The sequence below is a fragment of the Aneurinibacillus uraniidurans genome (assembly GCF_028471905.1).
GTDB lineage: Bacteria > Bacillota > Bacilli > Aneurinibacillales > Aneurinibacillaceae > Aneurinibacillus > Aneurinibacillus uraniidurans.
On the sequence record NZ_CP116902.1, the window covers coordinates 41,893 to 62,009 of the forward strand.

Here is a 20,117-nt window from a genome sequence, read left to right on the forward strand (position 1 = left end):
ATATGAGTTATTACGATGAGGAGCACAAAGATACACGGCGTACAGGCGGACGCGGTTCAATTTTTTTCACCGCGCTAATTTCTTCTATTATTGGCGGCCTGATCGTGTTAATGCTGGTACCGACATTGCTTAAGTCCGGTTATTTACCAGGTTGGGGTGCACAGTCACCAAATGGGGATAACACAGCAAATTTGCCAGGCCCAACAGCTAATTATTCAGTTAATGTAGATACGGCAGTTACGAAAGCTGTACAAAAAGTAGAAAATGCAGTTGTAGGTGTTATCAATATTCAAAGTACACAAAACTTTTTTGGACAAGTAAAAGAAGGAGAAGCGGGTACTGGTTCCGGTATCGTATTCCGTAAGGCCAATGGTAAGGCATATATTGTAACGAACAATCATGTGATTGAAGGGGCGCAGCGTGTACAAGTATCGCTGACTACAGGAGAGAAGTACATTGATGCCCGTGTTGTTGGACAGGATGCTTTAACCGACTTGGCAGTACTTGAAATTGATGGCTCTAAAGTAACACAAGTAGCAGAGTTCGGAAGTTCCTCTGCATTAAAAGTCGGGGAACCAGCAATTGCGATTGGAAATCCTCTTGGTTTGAAATTCTCTCGTACCGTTACAGAAGGGATTATTAGCTCGACTGAGCGTACGATGCCAGTTGATCTTAATGGAGATGGAGAACCAGACTACGAGACGAACGTACTACAGACAGATGCAGCAATTAACCCGGGTAACAGCGGGGGAGCGCTTGTGAATATTGCTGGACAGGTTATTGGGATTAACAGCTTGAAAATATCGAAAGCTGGTGTCGAGGGCTTAGGATTCGCGATTCCGATTGACGATGCGAGCAAAATCATTGATGATTTGATTAAATATCATACGGTACAGCGTCCGCAGTTGGGAATCATCCCGATTGATCTACAGGCAGTGCCTACCGACGCTTGGAAAGATCCACTTAAGCTTCCAGACTCAGTGAATAGTGGTGTTGTCGTGAAAGATACACCGGCACTTCTTCCAGAAAACAAGGGCGGATTGAAGAAATACGATGTGATCGTAGCGATCGATGGTCAGAAGATCGAAAATCAGGCACAGCTCCGCAAATATGTGTTTAAGAAAAATGTTGGAGATACAGTGAGAGTAACTGTCTATCGCGATGGTAAGCAGCAAACAGTAAATGTAGTGCTGTCTAAGCAGCAGAGTTCCTAGGGAGAAACGAGTGCGAGCGCACACGCGTCTATTCGCACTCGTTTTTTGTGCTGTCTGGGCGTATAGTTGACAGGAACATACGACATAATGAGGGTGAAAACAGGAGGAATGAAAATGTTAAGCGCGGAAAAAAAGCAGTATCTTGAAGAAGGCGGCCAGAATTTTATTGTATGTGATGAAGAACATATGGAAGTAGCGCTTGATGAATTTGTAGATGAGTTTGAAGAAGCGCCGGATGTGGTATTGCTTGAGCAAGAAGTATTCCATTCCTGGAACAAACCTGTAAGCTGCCGGTACTGTGGACAAACACCGAAGTACTTACTTGTATAAATTGGTTTCCCACAAAAGTAAACAAGATATAGAGAAAATGGTGCTGTGGATTGTTGATAACTTGTTGGTAAAACCCTGTGTATTACAAATTATTCTTGTTAACAACTGCATTCTTCTTGAAAAAATCCTGTAATACCAAGGATTTTTATTGGATAGTGAAACTTATATATTCACAAAATGAGGTTATCCACACCTGTGTATAACCTCATTTTTTTCGGGGATAAGTATACGAAAGAGTTTGAAAAAAGTGAAAGGAAAATAAGTTATGCACATTGCCATTATATCGGTTGGTAAACTAAAAGAGAAATATTTGAAGCTGGGGATTGAGGAATATGCGAAGCGGTTGTCTGCGTATGCGAAGATTGATTTGGTAGAAGTGGCGGATGAGAAAGCACCGGAGAATCTGAGTGTGGCGGATATGGAGCGTGTAAAGCAGAAGGAAGGCGAGCGGATTCTGGCTGCGCTGAAGTCAGATCAGCATGTGGTAGCACTGGCGATTGACGGGGAGATGTGGTCGTCGGAGAAGCTGGCACAGAAGCTAGATCAGTGGGCGACATATGGGAAGAGTTCGGTTGCGTTTGTGATCGGTGGCTCGCTCGGGTTGTCAGATGCGGTGATGAAGCGAGCGGATGAGAAGCTGTCGTTTTCGAAGATGACGTTTCCTCATCAACTGATGCGGATGATTTTGCTGGAGCAGGTGTATCGAGGGTTTCGGATTAATCGGAATGAACCTTATCACAAATGACACAAATAAAAGATCGCAAGACCTCCTAGGAGGTCTTGCGACAATAGTCAAAAATGCGAGACTATCTGTACTAGTTCTGGTTTGTTACTAAGTTTTGCTGCTGTAAGGTACTTGTCCATCTTGACGCAGCTATTCCAAGATGATTGGTTTAACGGATTCAATTACTGGTTTCGGCTTTGGTTTGGAAAGCTTGTATACAGGAACTTTTGTTGTTGTTAAGGCTTTACGTATGACTTGCCGAGAATATCCTGTCTCTCTAGAAATTTGACGAATCGACTTTCCAAGAAAGAAGCAATTCAGCCATCCCAAGGATACAAGGTCAACCAATGATTAGGATTGTGCCTTATTTGTTTGAACATAAAATAATTTTTGAAGCTTTAAAACACAAAATTTTATTGAGCGTTTTACATAGAGCGAACACTTTATTAGAAGGAAAGAAACAACAAGTGATAATGGAATACTTAAAGAGACAGGGAGATCAATGCCATGCCAAATACTCATTTTGATTTGTTCAAAACCGAGAGTTCGCAATATACCAGCAAGTAGTGAGATTAACGCACTCAATACTAACCCTGCGTACAGGACGGATAGGACAGGGATTGTTAGCGAGATCAAAAAAGTGCAAATCATTTTTTTTATTTTCATTACTGTTCATTCCTTAGGATATGTTGGACTTTAGCGCCTGGAGAGATTGAATAGTTTTCTTTATAATAAAGCGTTTGTATCGTGCAATTTTTGCCGATTACCGCAACATCTGCCTCAACAATCTCCGCATCTGTATTTATAAGATGTAAGTTGTTTCCTTTTATATATTGGCAAATCAGCTTTTTCTTTGATAAAGAAAAAGATTTCCAATCCTTTTCTACATATGCTTCATCTGTAATAAGTCGTTCGATCTTACTTTTACCTGACAATTTTAGATGAAAGTGTTTTGTATGCATTTCTTTCGCCTGAACAATGCCGATTGATTCAAATTGTTCCGCCTGAAGAAGCTGATTGATTGTCAGCTTTCCCGAACTGATCACCTTTGTTGTTTGTCCATTATTTATTTTTAAATTCCCTGCATTCACAATCTCTTTAACCGCACAATTGCCTTTAATGACACATGATCCTGAGTTTTTTAGTACGTCTGCCTCAACATGAGAATGAAAAGAGCTGTAGCCATGAGAATAGATTTCTTTTAAGTGGACTTCTTGAAGTAAAGAAACAGAACCACGAATTTTTAATAATTCACATTCTGATGCCAAGTCTTTGATATTGCCACTTGAAAGGGTAATACTATGTAGTTTCTTACTTTGAATATTAGTCACTCATAGACACCACCAAAATTACTTTAATAATTAAAATATATATTGATTAAAATATAATCACTGCTATTTGTCAAGGACAAAAGTCTGTGTCACCATAATCTCTGGAAGCAACTTAGCAAGGCCTTTACGCTTAAGCAATAAAAAAAGGATTTCATGATTTGAAATCCTTAAAAGATCGTACTCATTAATTTATTTACGTCTATTAAAACTTTTTTAATATCTGTTAGTTTTTCATGCGAAAATTTCAAAAATATTTCGCGGACATTATTATCACCATTTTTTGTTAAGACCATTTTTACGACTCGGCGGTCCTCACTTTCTCTTACCCGTTGTACTAAATTCAATTTTTCTAGTTTATCGCACATCGAAGTAATAGCTCCCGGGGTTAGATTGAAAAAATCAGCAATTTCAGTTGCTTTCATTCCACCATTGAATTTCAATTGAAGAAGGAGAATAAGCTGGTTTTGGGATAGTGGCTCTCCTTCAGAGAGAAAATTTATAAACCTCTTGGACTTTTGTTGTATTTCAAGCATTTCTCTTAAAATAATTTCTACATTTTGAATTTCACTATGGTTAGACATATGATCACAGCCTATTATAATATTTACTTATTGAAATATATAGTAAGTATATAATTAACTTTGGCCACTGCCAATACCTCATTCCGCCAATACAAAAAGAGTGTTGAATGAATTGAATGCACAATTTGAGGACGGCAAGATCTTGTTATTTTTAGCCGTTATAGCGTATACGGTGAACCGCATCATAAATAAGGGCAAGTTTTTAAATCATAAACAAGCAAGAAGAGAGCAACACGTTGCGGCATTCACACGTGTTGCTCTCATTGCCGATGGTGATAAAATCGACCTGATCCTCAAAAGCAAGAATCGCCCTTAATCAAAGTCGGCCAATTAAAAGTCAAAGGACGACAAAACGGTGGTGCAAGGATATCATCCTCGCACCACCGCTACTTTAGACGAAGTGAACCAATGTGAAGTTTGACTCTTCGCATTGCAGAAGAAATCAATTACACAACAATGCCATTAAGATTACGTTCATAAAGGTTTTACTTGATTCATGCATCAAATATTGATTGAGCAGTCCTTCTTTGTGGAAACCTAATTTTTCCAATAACCTAAGCGAGGCTTTATTCTCCGGTAGAACCTCTGCTTGAATTCTGTGCACGTCAGGTTCCTTTTTGCAGAAATTAAGAGCGGCTTTGAGAGCCTCGGTCATAAAGCCTTTGTTCCAAAACTCCATTTCTAGATCATAAGCGAGCGTAAAAGGATAACGAGGTGCATCTTCGAAAGTTCCACGAATTGGCATAATAATAATAGTTCCTATGAGCTTGTCGTTATTGCGTGTTGAAATTCCCCAAGGAAGCACTCTTTTCTCTTCGAAGCTGCGATTCCAGAAATCAATCATATTTAGGCATTCATCAATAGAACTAGGACCATTCCAGTCTAAATATTGTTTGAACTTAGCGTCGTTATAAAAGCAATAAAGATCCTCGGCATCGGCCGCAACGATTTGACGCAGGAATAACCTCTCTGTCTGGATGCTCGGGAATGTGCTGAAAAAGTTATCCCACTTGTTCATATATCGTACATATCTCCTATCTGTAATCTCGAATCAATCATATAGCGGCTATCTTAAAATCAGATTAATATTCCATAAGTTTTTTCCACTAGAATAGCTAGGGAAGCTTGCCGTCGATGATTCCGCCCAGATAGGTGATTTTCGAATTCGCGCTAAAGATGTTACGATGAACCTTATCATAAATAACGGAAATCTATTAAGGTAAATAGTGGCATAACTAAGGTAGTGACTGATAGAATATTGGTGAAAATGGATGGGAGGTATAGAATGGTTACTCATTTGCTTGAACAAGTAAAGAAAACAAGAAAAACCTTACGCCAGCAGATCATCGCAGCCGTGTTAAATCAGTTTGATGAGCAGAGTATGAAGTTAGATCGAAGCATGAGACAAGAGAAATATAGCAAAATGATGGAAAATCCTTTCCGCTTCTATAGAGGGAGTGCCTATTTATTTTATTATGATGTAACAAATGTTCCATTTTCTTTTCATACACCAGAGGATAAACCGACATGGATTCAAGGAGATTTGCATTTCGAGAACTTCGGTGCCTTTCAGAATGAGCAAGGGCATATCGTGTATGATGTGAATGATTTTGACGAAGGATATATGGGGTCTTATTTATACGACATTTTGCGTATGACGACAAGCATTGCGCTGTTTTGTGAAGGACAGGGGCTCGGTGAGGATGAGCAGACAGAAAGTATTGCAGCGTATGTAGCTGCTTATTACAAGCAGCTACTGCGATTTGAACGGAAAAAAGAAGATCCTGTTACGTTATTTTTCACCAAAGATAATACAGAAGGGCCGATACGCAAAGTATTGAAGAAGCTAGAGAAGCGACAAGCGAGCGAATGGCTTGAAGGAATTACATATGTTGGAGAAGACAATCGCCGTTGTTTCGTGTGGACAGATGAAATCCAACCTGCGAGCAATGAAGAGCGTGCTGCACTTGAACAAGTATGGATAGAGTATGTGGAGAGTCTGGATGTAGAAGATCGGCGTGCCCGTGAGTTCTACCGAATTAAAGATATGGCATGCAAGCATGGTTCTGGAACGGCTTCCATAGGCCTTTCACGATATTATGTGCTTGTGGAGGGAGATGGACAAGGGGAGCTGGATGATCTTGTACTAGAAGTAAAAGAGGTGCGTACACCCATTCCAGCATATTTCTTGCCGTATAACGAAGGATTCTGGCAGCGTCATTCCCATCAAGGGGAAAGAGTTATTACTACACAGAAAGCCATGCATCATCATGAGGACCCGTACCTTGGATTTATTACTATAGGGGATCAACATTTTTATGTACGGGAACGTTCACCATTCAAGAAGCGGGTAAAAGCGAAGCATTTGACGGGTGTGAAAGAAATCAATTCGACAGTAGAGATTATGGGACGGATCACGGCAAAAATTCATGCGCGTGCGGATGCAGATGTGCAGCGAGATCTTCTTCCTTATCATAGTGAAGAAGAGATTCTACGTGCGATTGGTGAGGATTTTGAAGCCTTTTGTGCACAGATAATATTTTGGTCAATGATGTATAAGCAGCAAGTGAAAGAAGACTACGTGTTGTTTTGTGATTGGTGCAGGGAAGAATTTGATATATAAGTAGAGTAAAAATGGATACGATAAAAAAGGACAACCTACCTAGATGGTTGTCCTTTTTTTATGCCCTTTCTGATTGGGCTATCCGGAATGACAAACGAAACGTTTTTCCCTTTATTTACCCCCAGTAATCAAAAATCAAACTTTTTAAGATGCTCATACGTCTTTCATTTGTAAGGCAAGTGATTGGTGCGCGCGTATCAAAGGAGAGTATTCAAATGAATAGGAAGTTAGAAAAATTACTTATACGTTTAATTACGGAAAATAAAGAGAATGTGTATCGATTAGCTTTCAGCTATGTAAAGAATGCAGAAGATGCGCTCGATATTGTTCAGGATTCTATCCATAAGGCTTTGTCATCATCAGAAACCCTAAAATCCGAAGGTTCGATGAAAGGCTGGTTTTACAGGATCGTGGTGAATACATCGCTCGATTTTCTGAGAAAACAGGGGAAAATTCAACCTATGGATGATAAAACGTTAGAATTTCATAGCCCTATAAGCGAAGACGCTTATCATGATATTGATTTGGAGCGAGCTCTGGATGAATTACCCCATGCCTTTCGGACCGTGGTTATACTTAGATACTTTGAAGATTTAAAAATTGAAGAAATTGCGGAAGTGCTGGATGAAAACATCAGCACCGTAAAAACACGATTGTATACAGCACTTCGTAAACTGCGAATTAAAATGGGCGATGAACTTCTGGAGGAGGCAAAGTAACATGAGCGAAAAGCTGGAACAATTGAAACGGAAATATGAGAATATACCGATCCCGGATGAACTGGATTTCGTTGTGAAGAAAGCCCTCAAGCAAAAAAAGAAAAGATATGTGAAGACGAAGAGTCTTGCTGGGGTCGGTGCAGCGGCTATTGTATTGATCGCAGGGATCAATACTAGCCCTACCTTTGCAAAAGTCTTATCAGAAGTGCCTTTGGTTGACTCGCTTGTCAAGGTGGTAACTTTTAAAGAATTTAAAGTAGATGACGGAGATGCTCAAGCCAATTTTAAAGTACCGGCCATTACGAACATGGGAAATAAAGACTTAGAAGCTACTTTAAACAACAAATATCTGGAAGAAAATAAAAAGATGTACAATGATTTCATGGCTGAAATGAAGGAAGTAAACGAAAATGGCGGAGGTCATGTAGGTGTGGATAGCGGTTATGTGGTCAAAACCAACAATGATCGGATCCTTGCTGTGGGCAGGTATGTTGTAAATACAGTTGGTTCCTCTTCAACAACATTTAAATACGATACGGTAGACAAGAAAAATCAACTTTTGATTACCTTACCAAGTCTATTTAAAGATGACAGCTATATAAGCCGGATCAGTGAAAATATTAAGGAACAGATGAGACAGCAGATGAAGAAAGATCCCGATAAGTTTTATTGGGTAGAAGGTACAGGGAGTAAGGACTCTACGATAGACTACTTTAAAACGATTTCTAAAGATCAAGCCTTTTATATTAACAATGAAGGAAAGCTGGTTATCTCCTTTGATAAATACGAAGTCGCTCCAGGGTATATGGGCGTGTTAGAGTTTATCATACCGACCAACACAATTGCTGATTTATTAGTTAGTAACGAATATATAAAATAGGCTATTGGATCTGCCATCTGTGGAAGTTCTTCGAACAGCCAGGTGAAATATATAACACAAGCAACAAGAAGGGACGAATAGAAATGATGAACGTAAAAAAAGTTGTATTAGGAACATTTACTACTGCATTACTGTTAATATCCAACTCACTTACACCTGTTTTAGCTGATTCTACAAAACATGTTTCGCAAACACAAAGGCAAACGATAGATATGCAAACAACAAAAGCGATTCAAAATATCATACAGCTTGCTAAACAAGGGAAATTACCAAACGTACCATTCCAAATCGGGACCCAAAAATCTACGATAATTAAACAGTGGGGCATGCCTAAATATGGAGCAGAAGGGGCTAAGAGCAATAAGTATAGCTTTTTAGACTATACCAATAAAAAACATACAAGTTTTGAAGCAAATGACAAATTACTTCGTATTGATTTACAAGATCCAACGTTAAACAAGAGAGTGACCATGTCTAAACTGAAACAAGTAGTAGGAAAACCTGTTTCGGTAGATGGCTCAGCTAACACAAAATATCTGACTTACAAAGCTGGCGGCTATACGATTAAGTTTGTCTTTGATGTAATAAAAAAAGGAGAAGATCCAAAATTAATGACGGTAATCTTAACAGGATCTAACTATTGGAAATAAGGAAGTTGTATGTTCGGATATAATTTATACACAAATCAACCGACTCTCTTTACGTTAAGGAGTCGGTTGATTTTTTATATATAAAATTAATTCACGTAAAAAGAAAAATTTTACACAAATTTTATTTGAAGTGAAACCGATTTCTCACTTAGAGTAAAGAATATTTCTAATAAGGGAGAACTTCTATGAACTTCATCAAAAATTCGAAAGTAAGTCAAAAGATTTTTGGATTGATTATTTTAGCAGGAATCTTTCTCATAGCTGTTGGTTATGCAGGATATTATTCTATTCAACAGCTAAAGATCCATTCAAATGAAACATATAATGACAGGCTTGTTCCCATGCAATGGTTCAGCCAAATTAGCACTAATACGCGTTCTGTTGACGCATATATACTAGAACTAATGCTGACTACTGATCATGCAAAAAACCAAGAATTAAAAGGCGAGATTGCAAAAACAGCTCAATCAACAGATGAGTTACTGGCTAATTTAAGGCAATCAAAACTATATGAAGCATCAAAGGACAGAATGACTTCTCTTCAAGAACAAATAACCATATACAGAAGCGGGCGTGAAGAAACGCTAAAATTAGCTCTGGATAACCGAAATGCAGAAGCTTACCAAACTTATTTATCCAAAATGGTTCCTGCTCGCAATAACCTTAATAAAATTTTAAATGATATTGCAATATATAATCAGGATTTAGCTCACAAGACAAACGAAGAAAGTAATGCAAAGAGTACAAAAATCATAGACCTTATGATTTTTTTGACCGTAGTATCATTGGTTTTATGCTCTGGTATTGGGGTTCTAATTTCTCGGATGATTACTCGTCCTTTGAAAGAAATACAGGTTCTAATGCAAAAGGCAAAAGAAGGAGATCTAACGGTATACGGTGCCTATCAATCAAAAGATGAAATTGGAATGTTAACAACTGATTTTAATGATATGATCGTACAGCTACGAGGAATCGTTAAACAAGTAAGTGACAATGCTGTAAATTTATCAGCAAGTGCACAGGAACTTTCTGCTAGTAGCGAACAAACATCACAAGCAACTCAACACATCGCTGCTGCAATTCAAGAAGTAGCCAGTGGAGCCGAAACACAGGTAAAAGGTACGGAAGAAAGTGCACGTGCGATAGAGGAAATGGCAATTGGTATAAACAAAATCGCTGAATCATCTTCTTTTGCCGCTGAATCTTCAAATGAAGCAATAAAAAATGCAGAGAACGGAAATCAAATTGTACAAAAAGCTATTGAACAGATGCGAGATATCCACTCTTCTGTAGGTGAATCAGCAGAAACAGTAAAACAATTGGGACTACGTTCGAATGAAATTGGTAAAATCGTTGAGGTGATTACTGGTATTGCAGCTCAAACAAATCTTCTTGCTTTAAACGCAGCGATTGAATCGGCGCGTGCGGGTGAGCATGGCCGGGGATTCGCTGTAGTAGCAGATGAAGTGAGAAAGTTAGCGGAGCAATCAAAAGAATCAGCAGAGAGCATTGCTTTAATCATTGAACAAATCCAAGGTGAAACTGCTACTGCTGTAGCTACAATGGAAAAAGGAACTCAAGATGTAGAAAATGGGGTTAACATTGTACAAAAAGCAGAGGAGGCGTTCGGACACATTGTACGATCTATTGAAAATATCGCCTCTGAAATTCAAGAGGTGTCAGCAGCTTCACAACAAATGGCAGCTGGTTCAGAACAAGTAAGTGCTTCTGTGGTAGAAATCGAAAATAGTGCCAAGATCTCTCATGATCATTCGCAACGAGTAGCATCATCTTCAGAGGAGCAGTTAGCTTCTATTGAAGAAGTAACGGCGTCAATACAAGAATTAAGTCAAATGGCGCAAGGGCTGCAGCAAATGACCAGCCGATTTATATTACGATAAGATATTATAGATAATCAAAAGGCTGTACTCTTATATATGGGAGTGCAGCCTTTGATATTTTCCCCGCTCATGATCTTGCTTTTGCTTTTTTAGGTTTAAGAAGATTGGTGCCGACGACTCCTAAAATGATCATGAAGGCCCCAATGAGATGGAAGTATTCCAGTTTTTCCTGCAAAAATATAACCCCTGCAACAATGGTGACAAGAGTGGATAAATTGTTGAATACACTTATCTTAGAGGCTTCTATTTGTGATAACGCATAGTTCGACAAGAAAGATGTAACGAGAGAAGATAATACACCTAAAAAAAAGATAGACATTACAAACAGTGGATTTGAAAAAGGGGCAAAGAAGAGCGTGAGCGTCCCCTCCGAAACATGACGGATCACAGACATGCCATTGAAGAACAGAAAACCGATCGTTGTCATCATGTACGTTAAATCTATAACACTGAACTTTTGTGACATCTTTCTGGCTAGCACGCTATATCCAGCGAAAGAAAGCGCTGATAATAGGATTAAAATAGTTCCTTTGCTGTTCATTGTTTCAAGATTGATGCCTTTCATAGCAAAAATATAGGTCACACCGACAACCGACAATAGGGTGAATATCTTTTGCCATTGACTGGTGTATTCTTTCAAGAAATAAGTTGCCAAAATCATCGTGAAGATGGGCACAGTGGCATGAATAATTCCTGCTTCCGAAGAGGAGGTATAGACCAATCCGAAAACCTGGAAAGTGAAGAATAATGCCGGGTAGAACAAAGCTAAAGGTAAGATCGAAAATATGCCTTTGACTGTAATATTTAATCGGATCCATCCAAAAATGATAGGAATCGAAGCTACCACAAACGATACGGTAAAACGATGCGCCAAAGTGTCCACCGGGTTCGTTATTGTCAATGCCAATTTGACAAAAATAAACGAGAAGCCAATGATGAACGCATTCAATACAGCAGCGAGATAAGCTTTTTTATGTTGTTTATATTCAGTCATGTAGATATAACTCCTAAGCATGCATGCAATGCTTTTCATTTACCGGTATAGCTCAATACTAAGGGGAGAATATGTATGATACAATGTGAAAAACAGTTATCTGTACCGGTACAAACTACTCGTGAGGGATCAAAAAATGCACAAATACCTACAGTTGTTGAATGATCTTGAGATGTTGATTGGAGAACGCCCATACAAAGAAGGAGAGAGGCTTCCTTCCATTCGAGCTCTCGCACAGCAGTATCGATGCAGCAAAAGCACCGTCATTCGGGCAATGGATGAGCTCGAAAAGCGGCATATGATTTATTCAGTTCCGAAGAGCGGATATTATGTGGTCAAGAGAATAAAAGCCCGTAAGGAAGAAGGATCGCAGGTTATCGATTTTGCGACTTCTGCCCCTGATCCAGATGTTTTTCCTTATTTGGATTTTCAACATTGCATTAACAAGGCAATTGATACGTATAAAAATGATCTATTTATCTATGGCATGCCTCAAGGCCTTTCTTCTCTGATTCAGGTTGTTCAACAGCAGTTGACTAACTATCAGGTCTTCACTAGCGAACGTAATATTTTCATCACGTCGGGTGTTCAACAGGCACTGTCTTTGCTAACGATGATTCCGTTTCCGAATCAAAAGAAGAAAATAGTAATAGAGCAGCCTGGATACCATTTATTCATTGAACATCTGGAAATTCACAAATGCCCGGTAATCGGAATAAAAAGAACGGCGAAAGGGATTGATTTGCAGGAATTGGAGAGGATCTTTCAAACGGAAGATATCAAATTTTTTTACGCGATTCCAAGATTTCATAATCCGTTAGGCACCTGTTATACGAAAGAGGAGAAAATAAAAATTGTGGAATTGGCTCAAAAATATGATGTTTTTATTGTTGAGGATGACCAGATGGCCGATTTGGAACAGGACAGCAAAGCGGACCCTTTATACGCCTACGATACTTCGTCCCGTGTCATTTATCTGAAGAGTTATTCCAAAATTATTTTTCCTGGCATGCGTATCGGGGTGGCGGTCATTCCCGATGCATTGGTTGATATGTTCAATCAGTATAAGAAACTGCTTGATATTGATAGCTCTATGCTGTCGCAAGGAGCATTGGAAATCTATCTGAAGAGCGGGATGTTCGAGCGGCACAAACAAAAAATCCGCTCGGCGTATGCACGTAGGGCAAAGATTATGGCTGCTTCATTAACGCAACAATCCGAACGTAGCGGTGGAATTTTTACCTATCACGCTACGAAGCAGCCGTGTGTTCATACGCATATTTTGCTGGATAAAAAGGTGTCGCTACCTCAAATGATGGCCAGGCTCAAAAAGCAGTCTATTCTGCTGGACCCGATCGATAAGCATTACTTGTCATTTTTTCCAAAAGAAAAAATAGTAAAGCTGAATGTTTCCAATGTCAAAGAAGAAGACATTGAACGAGGAATCGAGCAACTGGTTAAAGAGCTCAAAAGAGTATTTTGTTAGTTAGCAGGGGGATCTTTGAGTGACCAATCGTAAAAAAAAGGGACTGGATCACAAGTCTAACTAGACGACTGGATGACAGCCCCTTACATATTTTTATTTGTAGTACTCTATCTATTACTTTTAATTTTATGAATAATTTCGTATTCAATAGCATCATTTAACTTTTCTACCCTTCGACTAAGGAAAAAGGCATCGATCCCGCCCCATATTATTGAACTGGCTATCAGGAGCATAGAAAAGGGAAATAAGAAACTATGATTAGTAGGTGCTGGTAGAAGAATAGTCATGAAGATAGGAGAAGTAATGATGAGAAGCATTGCGCTTGCAGAAACGTAATTTTCTGTATAAAAACGATGAGCACCAAAAAAGGAAAGAAAAGCCCATAATCCCCATGCTACTGCTTTACTTTTTCTCCTTTTTAGCATCTCTGATTCAAGAATGTATAGTTCTTCTAATGTTAAGTCCTTCTTTGAAAAAGTGTTATTCATGAAACATCACCGATTAACACGAGGGATAGCTCTCGTGTTAGAATTTTGTTTTGCGTTTTTAACTAATTTTATTTCTGCTAGAATTTCGTTTTCAATTTTTTTATTTGTCTCTCTGACCATACCACTGATCAAGAATAAATCAATAAATGACCAGATTCCTAATCCTCCAAGTGTTAGTAGCATTGCGACTGCTGTACCGGTTTTTCCTAAGTAGAATCGATGTCCACCAAGAGGTGCAGTGAATACCCAGAGCAACCACGTTGTACCACTTGATTTTTGCTTTATCATCATTTCTGAATTTAATAATTGCAGTTCTTCAGATGTTAGTCCTTGCTTGTTTAAGATAGACATATGTTACCCCCTAATAATAGTGTATATATGTAAATATTATACAATATATTTTCATTCAGGTCTTCACCAGTGAACGTAATATTTTCATCACATTGGGTGTTCAACAGGCGCTATCTTTGCTGATCATGATTCCTTTTCCGAATCAAAAGAAGAAAATAGTAGTGGAACAGCCGGGATACCATTTATTCGTTGAATATCTTGAAACTCACAAATGTCCGGTAGTGGGAATCAAAAGAACGGCGGAAGGTATTGATTTGCAGGAATTGGAGAGGATCTTTCAAACGGAAGATATCAAATTTATCTGAAGAGCGGGATGTTCGAGCGACACAAACAAAAAATTCGCTCGGCGTATGCATGTAGGGCAAAGATTATGGCTGCCTCATTAACGCAACAATCTGAACGTAGCGGTGGAATCTTTACCTATCACGCTACGAAGCAGCCGTGTGTTCATACGCATATTTTGCTGGATAAAAAGGTATCGCTGCCTCAAATGATGGCCAGGCTCAAAAAGCAGTCTATTCTGCTGGACCCGATCGATAAGCATTACTTGTCATTTTTTCCAAAAGAAAAAATAGTAAAGCTGAATGTTTCCAACGTAAAAGAAGAAGATATTGAACGAGGAATCGAGCAAATGGTTGAAGAACTCAAAAGAGTATTGTAAAAAAAGAGGGGCTGCACCACAAGTCTAACTAGGCGAATGGGTGACGGCCCCTTACATACTTTTATTTGTAATACTCTATCTATCACTTTTAATTTTATGAATAATTTCGCATTCAATAGCATCGTTTAACTGCTCTACCCTTCGATTAAGGAAAAGGGCATCTATCCAACTCCATATTACTGAACCAATTAACAGAAATACGGAAAAGAAAAACAAGAAATTACTAAAACCAGTAAGATCAGTAGTTAATGATAAAAGAATAATGACTACGATGGGAAGGGCACTGGTTAGAAGCATCGCACTTGCATAACCATAATTCTCCGTATAAAAACGATGAGCGCCAAAAAAGGAAAGACCAGCCCATAATCCCCAAGCTGCTTCTTTGTTTTTTCTCTTTTTTAGCATCTCTGATTCAAGAATGCCTAGTTCTTCTAATGTTAAGTCCTTCTTTGAAAAAGTATTATTCATGCAACATCACCGATTAACATTAGGGATAGCTTTTGTGTTAGAATTTTGTTTTGCGTTTTTAACTAACTTTATTTCTGCTAGAATTTCGTTTTCAATTTTTTTATTTGTATCTCTGACCATACCACTGATCAAGAATAAATCAATAAATGACCAGATTCCTAATCCTCCAAGTGTTAGTAGCATTGCGACTGCTGTACCGGTTTTTCCTAAGTAGAATCGATGTCCACCAAGAGGTGCAGTGAATACCCAGAGCAACCACGTTGTCCCACTTGATTTTTGCTTTATCATCATTTCTGAATTTAATAATTGCAGTTCTTCAGATGTTAGTCCTTGCTTGTTTAAAACAGACATATATTTCCTCCCCCAATAATAGTATATATATGTAAGCATTATACAATAATTTTTCGTTTTTTACCCTATTTTTATTAAATTTTACAATATTATTGGAGGTTATCTCCTATATTTCATTATGCTGGTGATCGAAGTTAAAAAATCACCAGCATAATAGACATCAACCATGGTGTCAAACAAAGCGTAATGAGTGCAGCGATGATCATGGACAAGCTGGAAATCGTCCCCGCAATGGAGCTAAATTCAAATGCTTTAGACGTACCTGCACCATGTGCAGCTGTACCGAGAAGTGCACCCTGGGCAATGGCATTCTCAATGCGTAATAATCGGATAAGAATAGGGCCAATGACGGCACCTAACAGTCCAGTCATAATGACGAATACAGCTGTAATTGTAGGGACACCACCAATGCTTGTGGAAACCCCCATGGCAATCGGTGTCGTAACCGAACGGGGGATCAGACTGTTCACAATTTGTGTATTTAAATGCAACCCTTCGGCAATCAACATCGATGATATGATGGCTACAACAGAGCCCGATAGCACGCTGACAATAATTTCAGTCGCGTGCTTTTTTAATAGATTGAAGTATTTATAGAGTGGCACAGCGAATGCGATGGTTGCTGGCTGCAGCATGTCGCTGAGCCATTTCGCGCCTGTATTGTATGAGTCATACGAGATATGAGTCCAAAGTAAAAAAGCGATAATAAGTAATGGTGTAAGGATAAGTGGGGACAAATAAACTTTTGGTTTATGTTGATAACACCATTTTGCTCCTACGTAGAGCATAACCGTAAGAATGAGGCTGAAAAATGCGAGCATCATGAAAGCTTCTGCTCCTTTCGTTCCGCGATTTTTTTTGCGATGAGTCCGGTACAGGCCATGACTGCAATTGTACTAAAAATGATCGCGCAGACCACGCGCACCCCATCATCGACCAAAAGATGCGGGTATTTCATAATCCCGACAGCTGATGGAACAAAAAATAACAGTAGCTCTGCCAGCAGCCATTTTGCGCCTAGCTCAATCCATTCCAGGCGAATGATTTTAGCTTGCAGCAGAATAAAAACAACCCCAATACCTAAAATACTACCGGGGATTTTTAAATGAAATATATCGACTAGCTTGTTCGTAATAAGTGAAAACATACATAAAAGAATGATCTGTCCTGTGCCTTTGATTATGGTTGCCACGTTCACTCGCTCCTCTCAGTGAAAAGTGTACATCATCCATTTTCATAGGTAAAATGCATATATAGAATGTGTATCATTCCTTTTATCTATAGTTGGCAGAGGGGATATGAGATGGATATACGACACTTGCAATATTTCGTGAAAGTAGCACAGCTTAAAAGCTTTACGAAAGCTGCACAAGCTTTATATATCACGCAACCGACCATTAGCAAAATGATTAAAAGTATTGAAGAAGAGTTGGGGATTGTGCTGTTTAACCGTTTAGGAAAACAGGTGGAATTAACCGATGCGGGGCACGTTATGTTTGTTCAGGCGCAGGATATTGTCCATTCCTTTCAGAATTTGTCGTCTGAGCTCGATGATCTTATGAGTGTAAAAAAAGGGCATATTCGTATTGGATTGCCCCCGATGATCGGGTCAAGCTTTTTTCCGAAAGTGCTTGGAAAGTTCCGTGAACAGTATCCAGATGTTACAATTCAGCTTTTGGAAGACGGGGCGAAGAAAGTAGAAGCAGATGTTGAAAATGGTGCACTCGATATCGGGGTTGTGTTATCCCCGACGAATGAAGAGCTGTTTCATTCGTTTTCACTTGTAAAAGAAAAACTGATGCTGCTTGTTCATCCATCCCATTCACTGGCAGACAGGGAGAGGGTATCTCTATCTGAGTTAGCACACGAGTCGTTTGTTTTTTTTCGTGAGGATTTTGCGCTTCATGATCGGATTATTGCGGAATGCGTGCAGACAGGGTTTCAGCCGCATGTGATCTATGAGAGCTCACAATGGGATTTTATTAGCGAGATGGTGGCAGCTAATCTGGGCATCGCTTTTCTGCCGGAGCCGATTTGCCGAGAGCTTGATACGGAGCGTATTCGGATTCTTCCGCTTATTGAACCGATTATTCCATGGCATTTGATCATGATTTGGCGAAAAGATCGCTATCTTTCGTTTGCGGCACGAGAATGGATCCGATTTACACAGGATCTTTTTGTATAAAATTGTAGAATAAACATTCATAAAAGGCCTGACATATTCCTCTATTTAGGAAGATATCAGGCCTTCATACGACTTATTCGTTTACTTTAATGTTCTACCAGGCTGTTTACCGGCACTTGTTGTTCATTTTCTGGTTGATCAAGAGGATAAATTCTAGCTGTTTCGTTTTTTTCATCTACAGTTTGAATGTAGATAGGGGTTCCTTGATACGTAACATTAGCCATAACAGGTGAGGCAGCGATTTCTTGAGCGCGTTGCTTGTTCATTCTTGATACCCTCCTTAATACATCGTAACAGTTATAATATTTGCTCTAAACGGGGTGAGTATTCTTACGCTACGATAATCTATAGGTTAAAGAGCTTAAAAAGCATGTTCATGAAACTGTACTAACTCCCGTTCATTCCATTGTAAATTTTATGCTACTATCTATAGTAAGAATAATTCGTAAAAGTATACATTGTATGAAACACTGAGCAATTCTTATGACACATGATGAATTAGGGGTGAGTAAGTTGCAAAAAAATGTTGGGGGTATTGATCGTATTCTTCGTGTTATTTTAGGGGTTGTACTTATTTCTTTACTATTTATTTTACATGGTGGAGTTAAATGGATTGGCCTTTTAGGTTTGGTGATGTTTTTTACTGCATTCGTGGGATGGTGTCCATTGTATAAGCCATTTGGAATTAATACGTGCAAACGAAAATAACGAATCAAAAGGATGATAAGAAAAAAGACGAGCGGAAAAATCCCTTCGTCTTATTTTTTTGCCTCTTAATAGGCATCTATACACAATTATCTTCATTGTTACAATACTTGACGGCTTCTTCCCAACTCATGGCTAAACGAACGATATCTTCTTCTACAAGCTCCGTTCCGATTTGAACTTCGATTAATTCGAGAGGGGTAGTAGCCTTTAAGCCGTGTTTTGCACCAAGAGGAATTTGCAGAACATCACCCGTTTTAATGGAATAAAGTTTGTTCTCTAAAATAAACTCTCCAGAACCAGAAATAATAATCCAAACTTCCCTTCTTTTATGATGCAGTTGATAGCTGATATTTTTTCCGGGCAATAATTTGATTTTTTTTGTGAGAGTCTCGATTTCATTTTCTGCTTTCGAGTGGTCTAAAACGCGATATGTTCCCCATCTTTTCTCTTCATACAATGGTCTTTGCTGAGGAGGAGGAAGTATTTGTTTAATCCGATTTGCATTTTTTTTGCTGGCAATCAGAATCCCATCCAGGCTGGCGGCTACGATAATGTTGGATACATCGATCACCGTAATCGGATAAGAAAGTTCATTTACGATATGGGTATTGACTGAGTCTTCGGTAATTTGGCCGGAACCGAGGATATTACTTTCAAGATGACCTACTAGTGCCTCCCAACTACCTAAATCATTCCAGGATCCATCATATGGAACAACAACAGAATGATGAATCTTTTCTACGACTTCATGATCAAAGCTTAATTCAGGTAGCTGTTCATATTGAGCTAGTATTTCCTCATGAACAAGAGGCAGCTTTTTCTCTGTTAAGTGAGAAAGCATGAATTTTAGTGGAAAGGCGAAAACACCACAATTCCACAGGGCATTATTTTTTAGTAGAGTACGTGCTTTTTGCTCATCAGGTTTTTCAACGAAGTGGGCAACAGGATAATAGTCCGTCGAATCGGTTCTTTTTGGCACAATATAGCCGAATTGATTAGAGGGGGATTTAGGAATGGTTCCAAGAAGAGCAAGATTGGCCTGAGATTGAGTGAGGATGTGCGGAAGTTTGTGCAGTAGGTCGAAGAAAGCAGCTTCAGTAAGTAAATCGACGGGAATGACACACACCATTTCATTTGGGTCTACATGAACTTTTGAATGGAGATACGCTATGGCTAAAGAAATGGCAGTGAATGTACCCTTTTTATATGGTTCGCTGATAATTGGAATATGCTCACCAATCTGATTTTTCATAATTTCAATTTGGCTTTGATGCGTCACAATATAAGTGGATGAAAGTAATCCAGCCGCATCCAATTGCCTGCAAATTCTTTGTATCATAGATTCTCTGCCGCCGTCTTCTGTTCGGAGTAATGTCAGAAATATTTTGGATCGAATCTCATTTGATAGCGGCCACAGCCTTTTTCCAGAACCACCAGCTAATAAGATGATTTTCAAGTGAATTCCTCCTGTT

The 20,117-nt window shown here is 39.0% G+C and carries 25 protein-coding genes and 1 pseudogene; 14 read left to right on the forward strand and 12 right to left on the reverse strand.

The features are described 5' to 3' along the window. Window positions 1–2: 2 nt before the first annotated feature. From PO771_RS00210 to rlmH, 3 genes are all read left to right on the forward strand, one after another. Window positions 3–1,214 carry a S1C family serine protease gene (locus PO771_RS00210; RefSeq protein WP_272561305.1) on the forward strand — a complete coding sequence of 404 codons (1,212 nt, stop codon included), beginning with the start codon at window positions 3–5 and terminating at the stop codon, window positions 1,212–1,214. A gap of 114 nt (window positions 1,215–1,328) precedes the next feature. Continuing rightward, the gene (locus tag PO771_RS00215; protein WP_272561306.1) at window positions 1,329–1,544 is read left to right on the forward strand and encodes a CxxH/CxxC protein; all 216 of its coding nucleotides are present in this window, start codon (window positions 1,329–1,331) and stop codon (window positions 1,542–1,544) included. Window positions 1,545–1,809: 265 nt separating this feature from the next. Then, window positions 1,810–2,289: a 23S rRNA (pseudouridine(1915)-N(3))-methyltransferase RlmH gene (rlmH, locus tag PO771_RS00220; RefSeq protein WP_272561307.1), complete on the forward strand. Its 480-nt coding sequence runs from the start codon at window positions 1,810–1,812 to the stop codon at window positions 2,287–2,289. Window positions 2,290–2,933: 644 nt separating this feature from the next. On the opposite strand, the gene PO771_RS00225 is transcribed toward rlmH, so the two are convergent. Together PO771_RS00225 and PO771_RS00230 are read right to left on the reverse strand one after the other, a co-directional pair. Then, the gene (locus PO771_RS00225) at window positions 2,934–3,599 is read right to left on the reverse strand and encodes a hypothetical protein (protein ID WP_272561309.1); all 666 of its coding nucleotides are present in this window, start codon (window positions 3,597–3,599) and stop codon (window positions 2,934–2,936) included. A 167-nt stretch (window positions 3,600–3,766) separates the two neighbouring features. Beyond that, window positions 3,767–4,180 carry a MarR family winged helix-turn-helix transcriptional regulator gene (locus PO771_RS00230; RefSeq protein ID WP_272561310.1) on the reverse strand — a complete coding sequence of 138 codons (414 nt, stop codon included), beginning with the start codon at window positions 4,178–4,180 and terminating at the stop codon, window positions 3,767–3,769. Window positions 4,181–4,292: 112 nt separating this feature from the next. Between PO771_RS00230 and PO771_RS00235 the strand changes: the two genes are divergently transcribed. Further along, window positions 4,293–4,496 carry a hypothetical protein gene (locus PO771_RS00235; RefSeq protein WP_272561311.1) on the forward strand — a complete coding sequence of 68 codons (204 nt, stop codon included), beginning with the start codon at window positions 4,293–4,295 and terminating at the stop codon, window positions 4,494–4,496. Window positions 4,497–4,622: 126 nt separating this feature from the next. On the opposite strand, the gene PO771_RS00240 is transcribed toward PO771_RS00235, so the two are convergent. After that, the gene (locus PO771_RS00240) at window positions 4,623–5,198 is read right to left on the reverse strand and encodes a GNAT family N-acetyltransferase (protein WP_272561312.1); all 576 of its coding nucleotides are present in this window, start codon (window positions 5,196–5,198) and stop codon (window positions 4,623–4,625) included. Between the two features lie 267 nt (window positions 5,199–5,465). Between PO771_RS00240 and PO771_RS00245 the strand changes: the two genes are divergently transcribed. From PO771_RS00245 to PO771_RS00265, 5 genes are all read left to right on the forward strand, one after another. Beyond that, the gene (locus PO771_RS00245) at window positions 5,466–6,803 is read left to right on the forward strand and encodes a DUF2252 domain-containing protein (protein WP_272561314.1); all 1,338 of its coding nucleotides are present in this window, start codon (window positions 5,466–5,468) and stop codon (window positions 6,801–6,803) included. Window positions 6,804–7,018: 215 nt separating this feature from the next. Beyond that, window positions 7,019–7,522 carry an RNA polymerase sigma factor SigV gene (locus tag PO771_RS00250; protein WP_272561315.1) on the forward strand — a complete coding sequence of 168 codons (504 nt, stop codon included), beginning with the start codon at window positions 7,019–7,021 and terminating at the stop codon, window positions 7,520–7,522. 1 nt (window position 7,523) lies between these two features. Further along, window positions 7,524–8,402: an anti-sigma-V factor RsiV gene (rsiV, locus tag PO771_RS00255; protein WP_272561316.1), complete on the forward strand. Its 879-nt coding sequence runs from the start codon at window positions 7,524–7,526 to the stop codon at window positions 8,400–8,402. A gap of 83 nt (window positions 8,403–8,485) precedes the next feature. Further along, complete coding sequence (locus PO771_RS00260) at window positions 8,486–9,052, forward strand: DUF4309 domain-containing protein (protein WP_272561317.1); 567 nt, start codon at window positions 8,486–8,488, stop codon at window positions 9,050–9,052. Window positions 9,053–9,237: 185 nt separating this feature from the next. Next, entirely contained in the window at window positions 9,238–10,953 is a 1,716-nt protein-coding gene (locus PO771_RS00265) for a methyl-accepting chemotaxis protein (RefSeq protein WP_272561318.1), read from the forward strand. A gap of 67 nt (window positions 10,954–11,020) precedes the next feature. Here PO771_RS00265 and PO771_RS00270 read toward each other — a convergent pair whose 3' ends face one another. After that, a complete protein-coding gene (locus PO771_RS00270) occupies window positions 11,021–11,947 on the reverse strand; it encodes a DMT family transporter (protein WP_272561320.1) in 927 nt (308 codons plus the stop codon). A 136-nt stretch (window positions 11,948–12,083) separates the two neighbouring features. Between PO771_RS00270 and PO771_RS00275 the strand changes: the two genes are divergently transcribed. Then, window positions 12,084–13,433: an aminotransferase-like domain-containing protein gene (locus PO771_RS00275; RefSeq protein ID WP_272561321.1), complete on the forward strand. Its 1,350-nt coding sequence runs from the start codon at window positions 12,084–12,086 to the stop codon at window positions 13,431–13,433. 107 nt (window positions 13,434–13,540) lie between these two features. Here PO771_RS00275 and PO771_RS00280 read toward each other — a convergent pair whose 3' ends face one another. Next, the gene (locus PO771_RS00280) at window positions 13,541–13,921 is read right to left on the reverse strand and encodes an NINE protein (RefSeq protein WP_272561322.1); all 381 of its coding nucleotides are present in this window, start codon (window positions 13,919–13,921) and stop codon (window positions 13,541–13,543) included. A gap of 6 nt (window positions 13,922–13,927) precedes the next feature. Beyond that, complete coding sequence (locus PO771_RS00285) at window positions 13,928–14,272, reverse strand: TM2 domain-containing protein (RefSeq protein WP_272561324.1); 345 nt, start codon at window positions 14,270–14,272, stop codon at window positions 13,928–13,930. A gap of 56 nt (window positions 14,273–14,328) precedes the next feature. Between PO771_RS00285 and PO771_RS19420 the strand changes: the two are divergent. Together PO771_RS19420 and PO771_RS00290 are read left to right on the forward strand one after the other, a co-directional pair. Then, window positions 14,329–14,571 (forward strand): annotated as a pseudogene (locus tag PO771_RS19420) (aminotransferase class I/II-fold pyridoxal phosphate-dependent enzyme); the annotation flags it as partial. Between the two features lie 14 nt (window positions 14,572–14,585). Next, the gene (locus PO771_RS00290) at window positions 14,586–14,933 is read left to right on the forward strand and encodes a hypothetical protein (protein ID WP_272561326.1); all 348 of its coding nucleotides are present in this window, start codon (window positions 14,586–14,588) and stop codon (window positions 14,931–14,933) included. 75 nt (window positions 14,934–15,008) lie between these two features. Here the strand turns inward: PO771_RS00290 and PO771_RS00295 are convergent, their stop codons facing one another. The 4 genes from PO771_RS00295 to PO771_RS00310 all read right to left on the reverse strand — a co-directional run bounded on the left by PO771_RS00295 (window position 15,009) and on the right by PO771_RS00310 (window position 16,944). Beyond that, window positions 15,009–15,401 (reverse strand): TM2 domain-containing protein, encoded by a 393-nt coding sequence (locus PO771_RS00295; RefSeq protein WP_272561327.1) that lies wholly within the window; start codon window positions 15,399–15,401, stop codon window positions 15,009–15,011. 6 nt (window positions 15,402–15,407) lie between these two features. Beyond that, window positions 15,408–15,752, reverse strand: coding sequence for a TM2 domain-containing protein (locus PO771_RS00300; RefSeq protein ID WP_272561329.1), 345 nt, complete (start codon window positions 15,750–15,752; stop codon window positions 15,408–15,410). Between the two features lie 134 nt (window positions 15,753–15,886). Then, on the reverse strand, window positions 15,887–16,576 hold the full coding sequence (locus PO771_RS00305) for a CidB/LrgB family autolysis modulator (RefSeq protein WP_272561330.1): 690 nt from the start codon (window positions 16,574–16,576) through the stop codon (window positions 15,887–15,889). Further along, window positions 16,573–16,944 (reverse strand): CidA/LrgA family protein, encoded by a 372-nt coding sequence (locus PO771_RS00310; protein ID WP_272561331.1) that lies wholly within the window; start codon window positions 16,942–16,944, stop codon window positions 16,573–16,575. Before PO771_RS00310 ends, PO771_RS00305 begins: the two co-directional genes overlap by 4 nt. A gap of 111 nt (window positions 16,945–17,055) precedes the next feature. On the opposite strand from PO771_RS00310, the gene cidR reads away from it, so the two are divergent. Then, a complete protein-coding gene (gene cidR, locus PO771_RS00315; RefSeq protein WP_272561332.1) occupies window positions 17,056–17,937 on the forward strand; it encodes a cidABC operon transcriptional activator CidR in 882 nt (293 codons plus the stop codon). An 86-nt stretch (window positions 17,938–18,023) separates the two neighbouring features. Here the strand turns inward: cidR and PO771_RS00320 are convergent, their stop codons facing one another. Further along, window positions 18,024–18,203 carry a small acid-soluble spore protein H gene (locus tag PO771_RS00320; protein ID WP_272561333.1) on the reverse strand — a complete coding sequence of 60 codons (180 nt, stop codon included), beginning with the start codon at window positions 18,201–18,203 and terminating at the stop codon, window positions 18,024–18,026. Window positions 18,204–18,420: 217 nt separating this feature from the next. On the opposite strand from PO771_RS00320, the gene PO771_RS00325 reads away from it, so the two are divergent. Beyond that, window positions 18,421–18,645, forward strand: coding sequence for a YgaP family membrane protein (locus PO771_RS00325; protein ID WP_272561334.1), 225 nt, complete (start codon window positions 18,421–18,423; stop codon window positions 18,643–18,645). 76 nt (window positions 18,646–18,721) lie between these two features. Here the strand turns inward: PO771_RS00325 and PO771_RS00330 are convergent, their stop codons facing one another. Then, entirely contained in the window at window positions 18,722–20,101 is a 1,380-nt protein-coding gene (locus PO771_RS00330; RefSeq protein WP_272561336.1) for a sugar phosphate nucleotidyltransferase, read from the reverse strand. Window positions 20,102–20,117 lie beyond the last annotated feature (16 nt).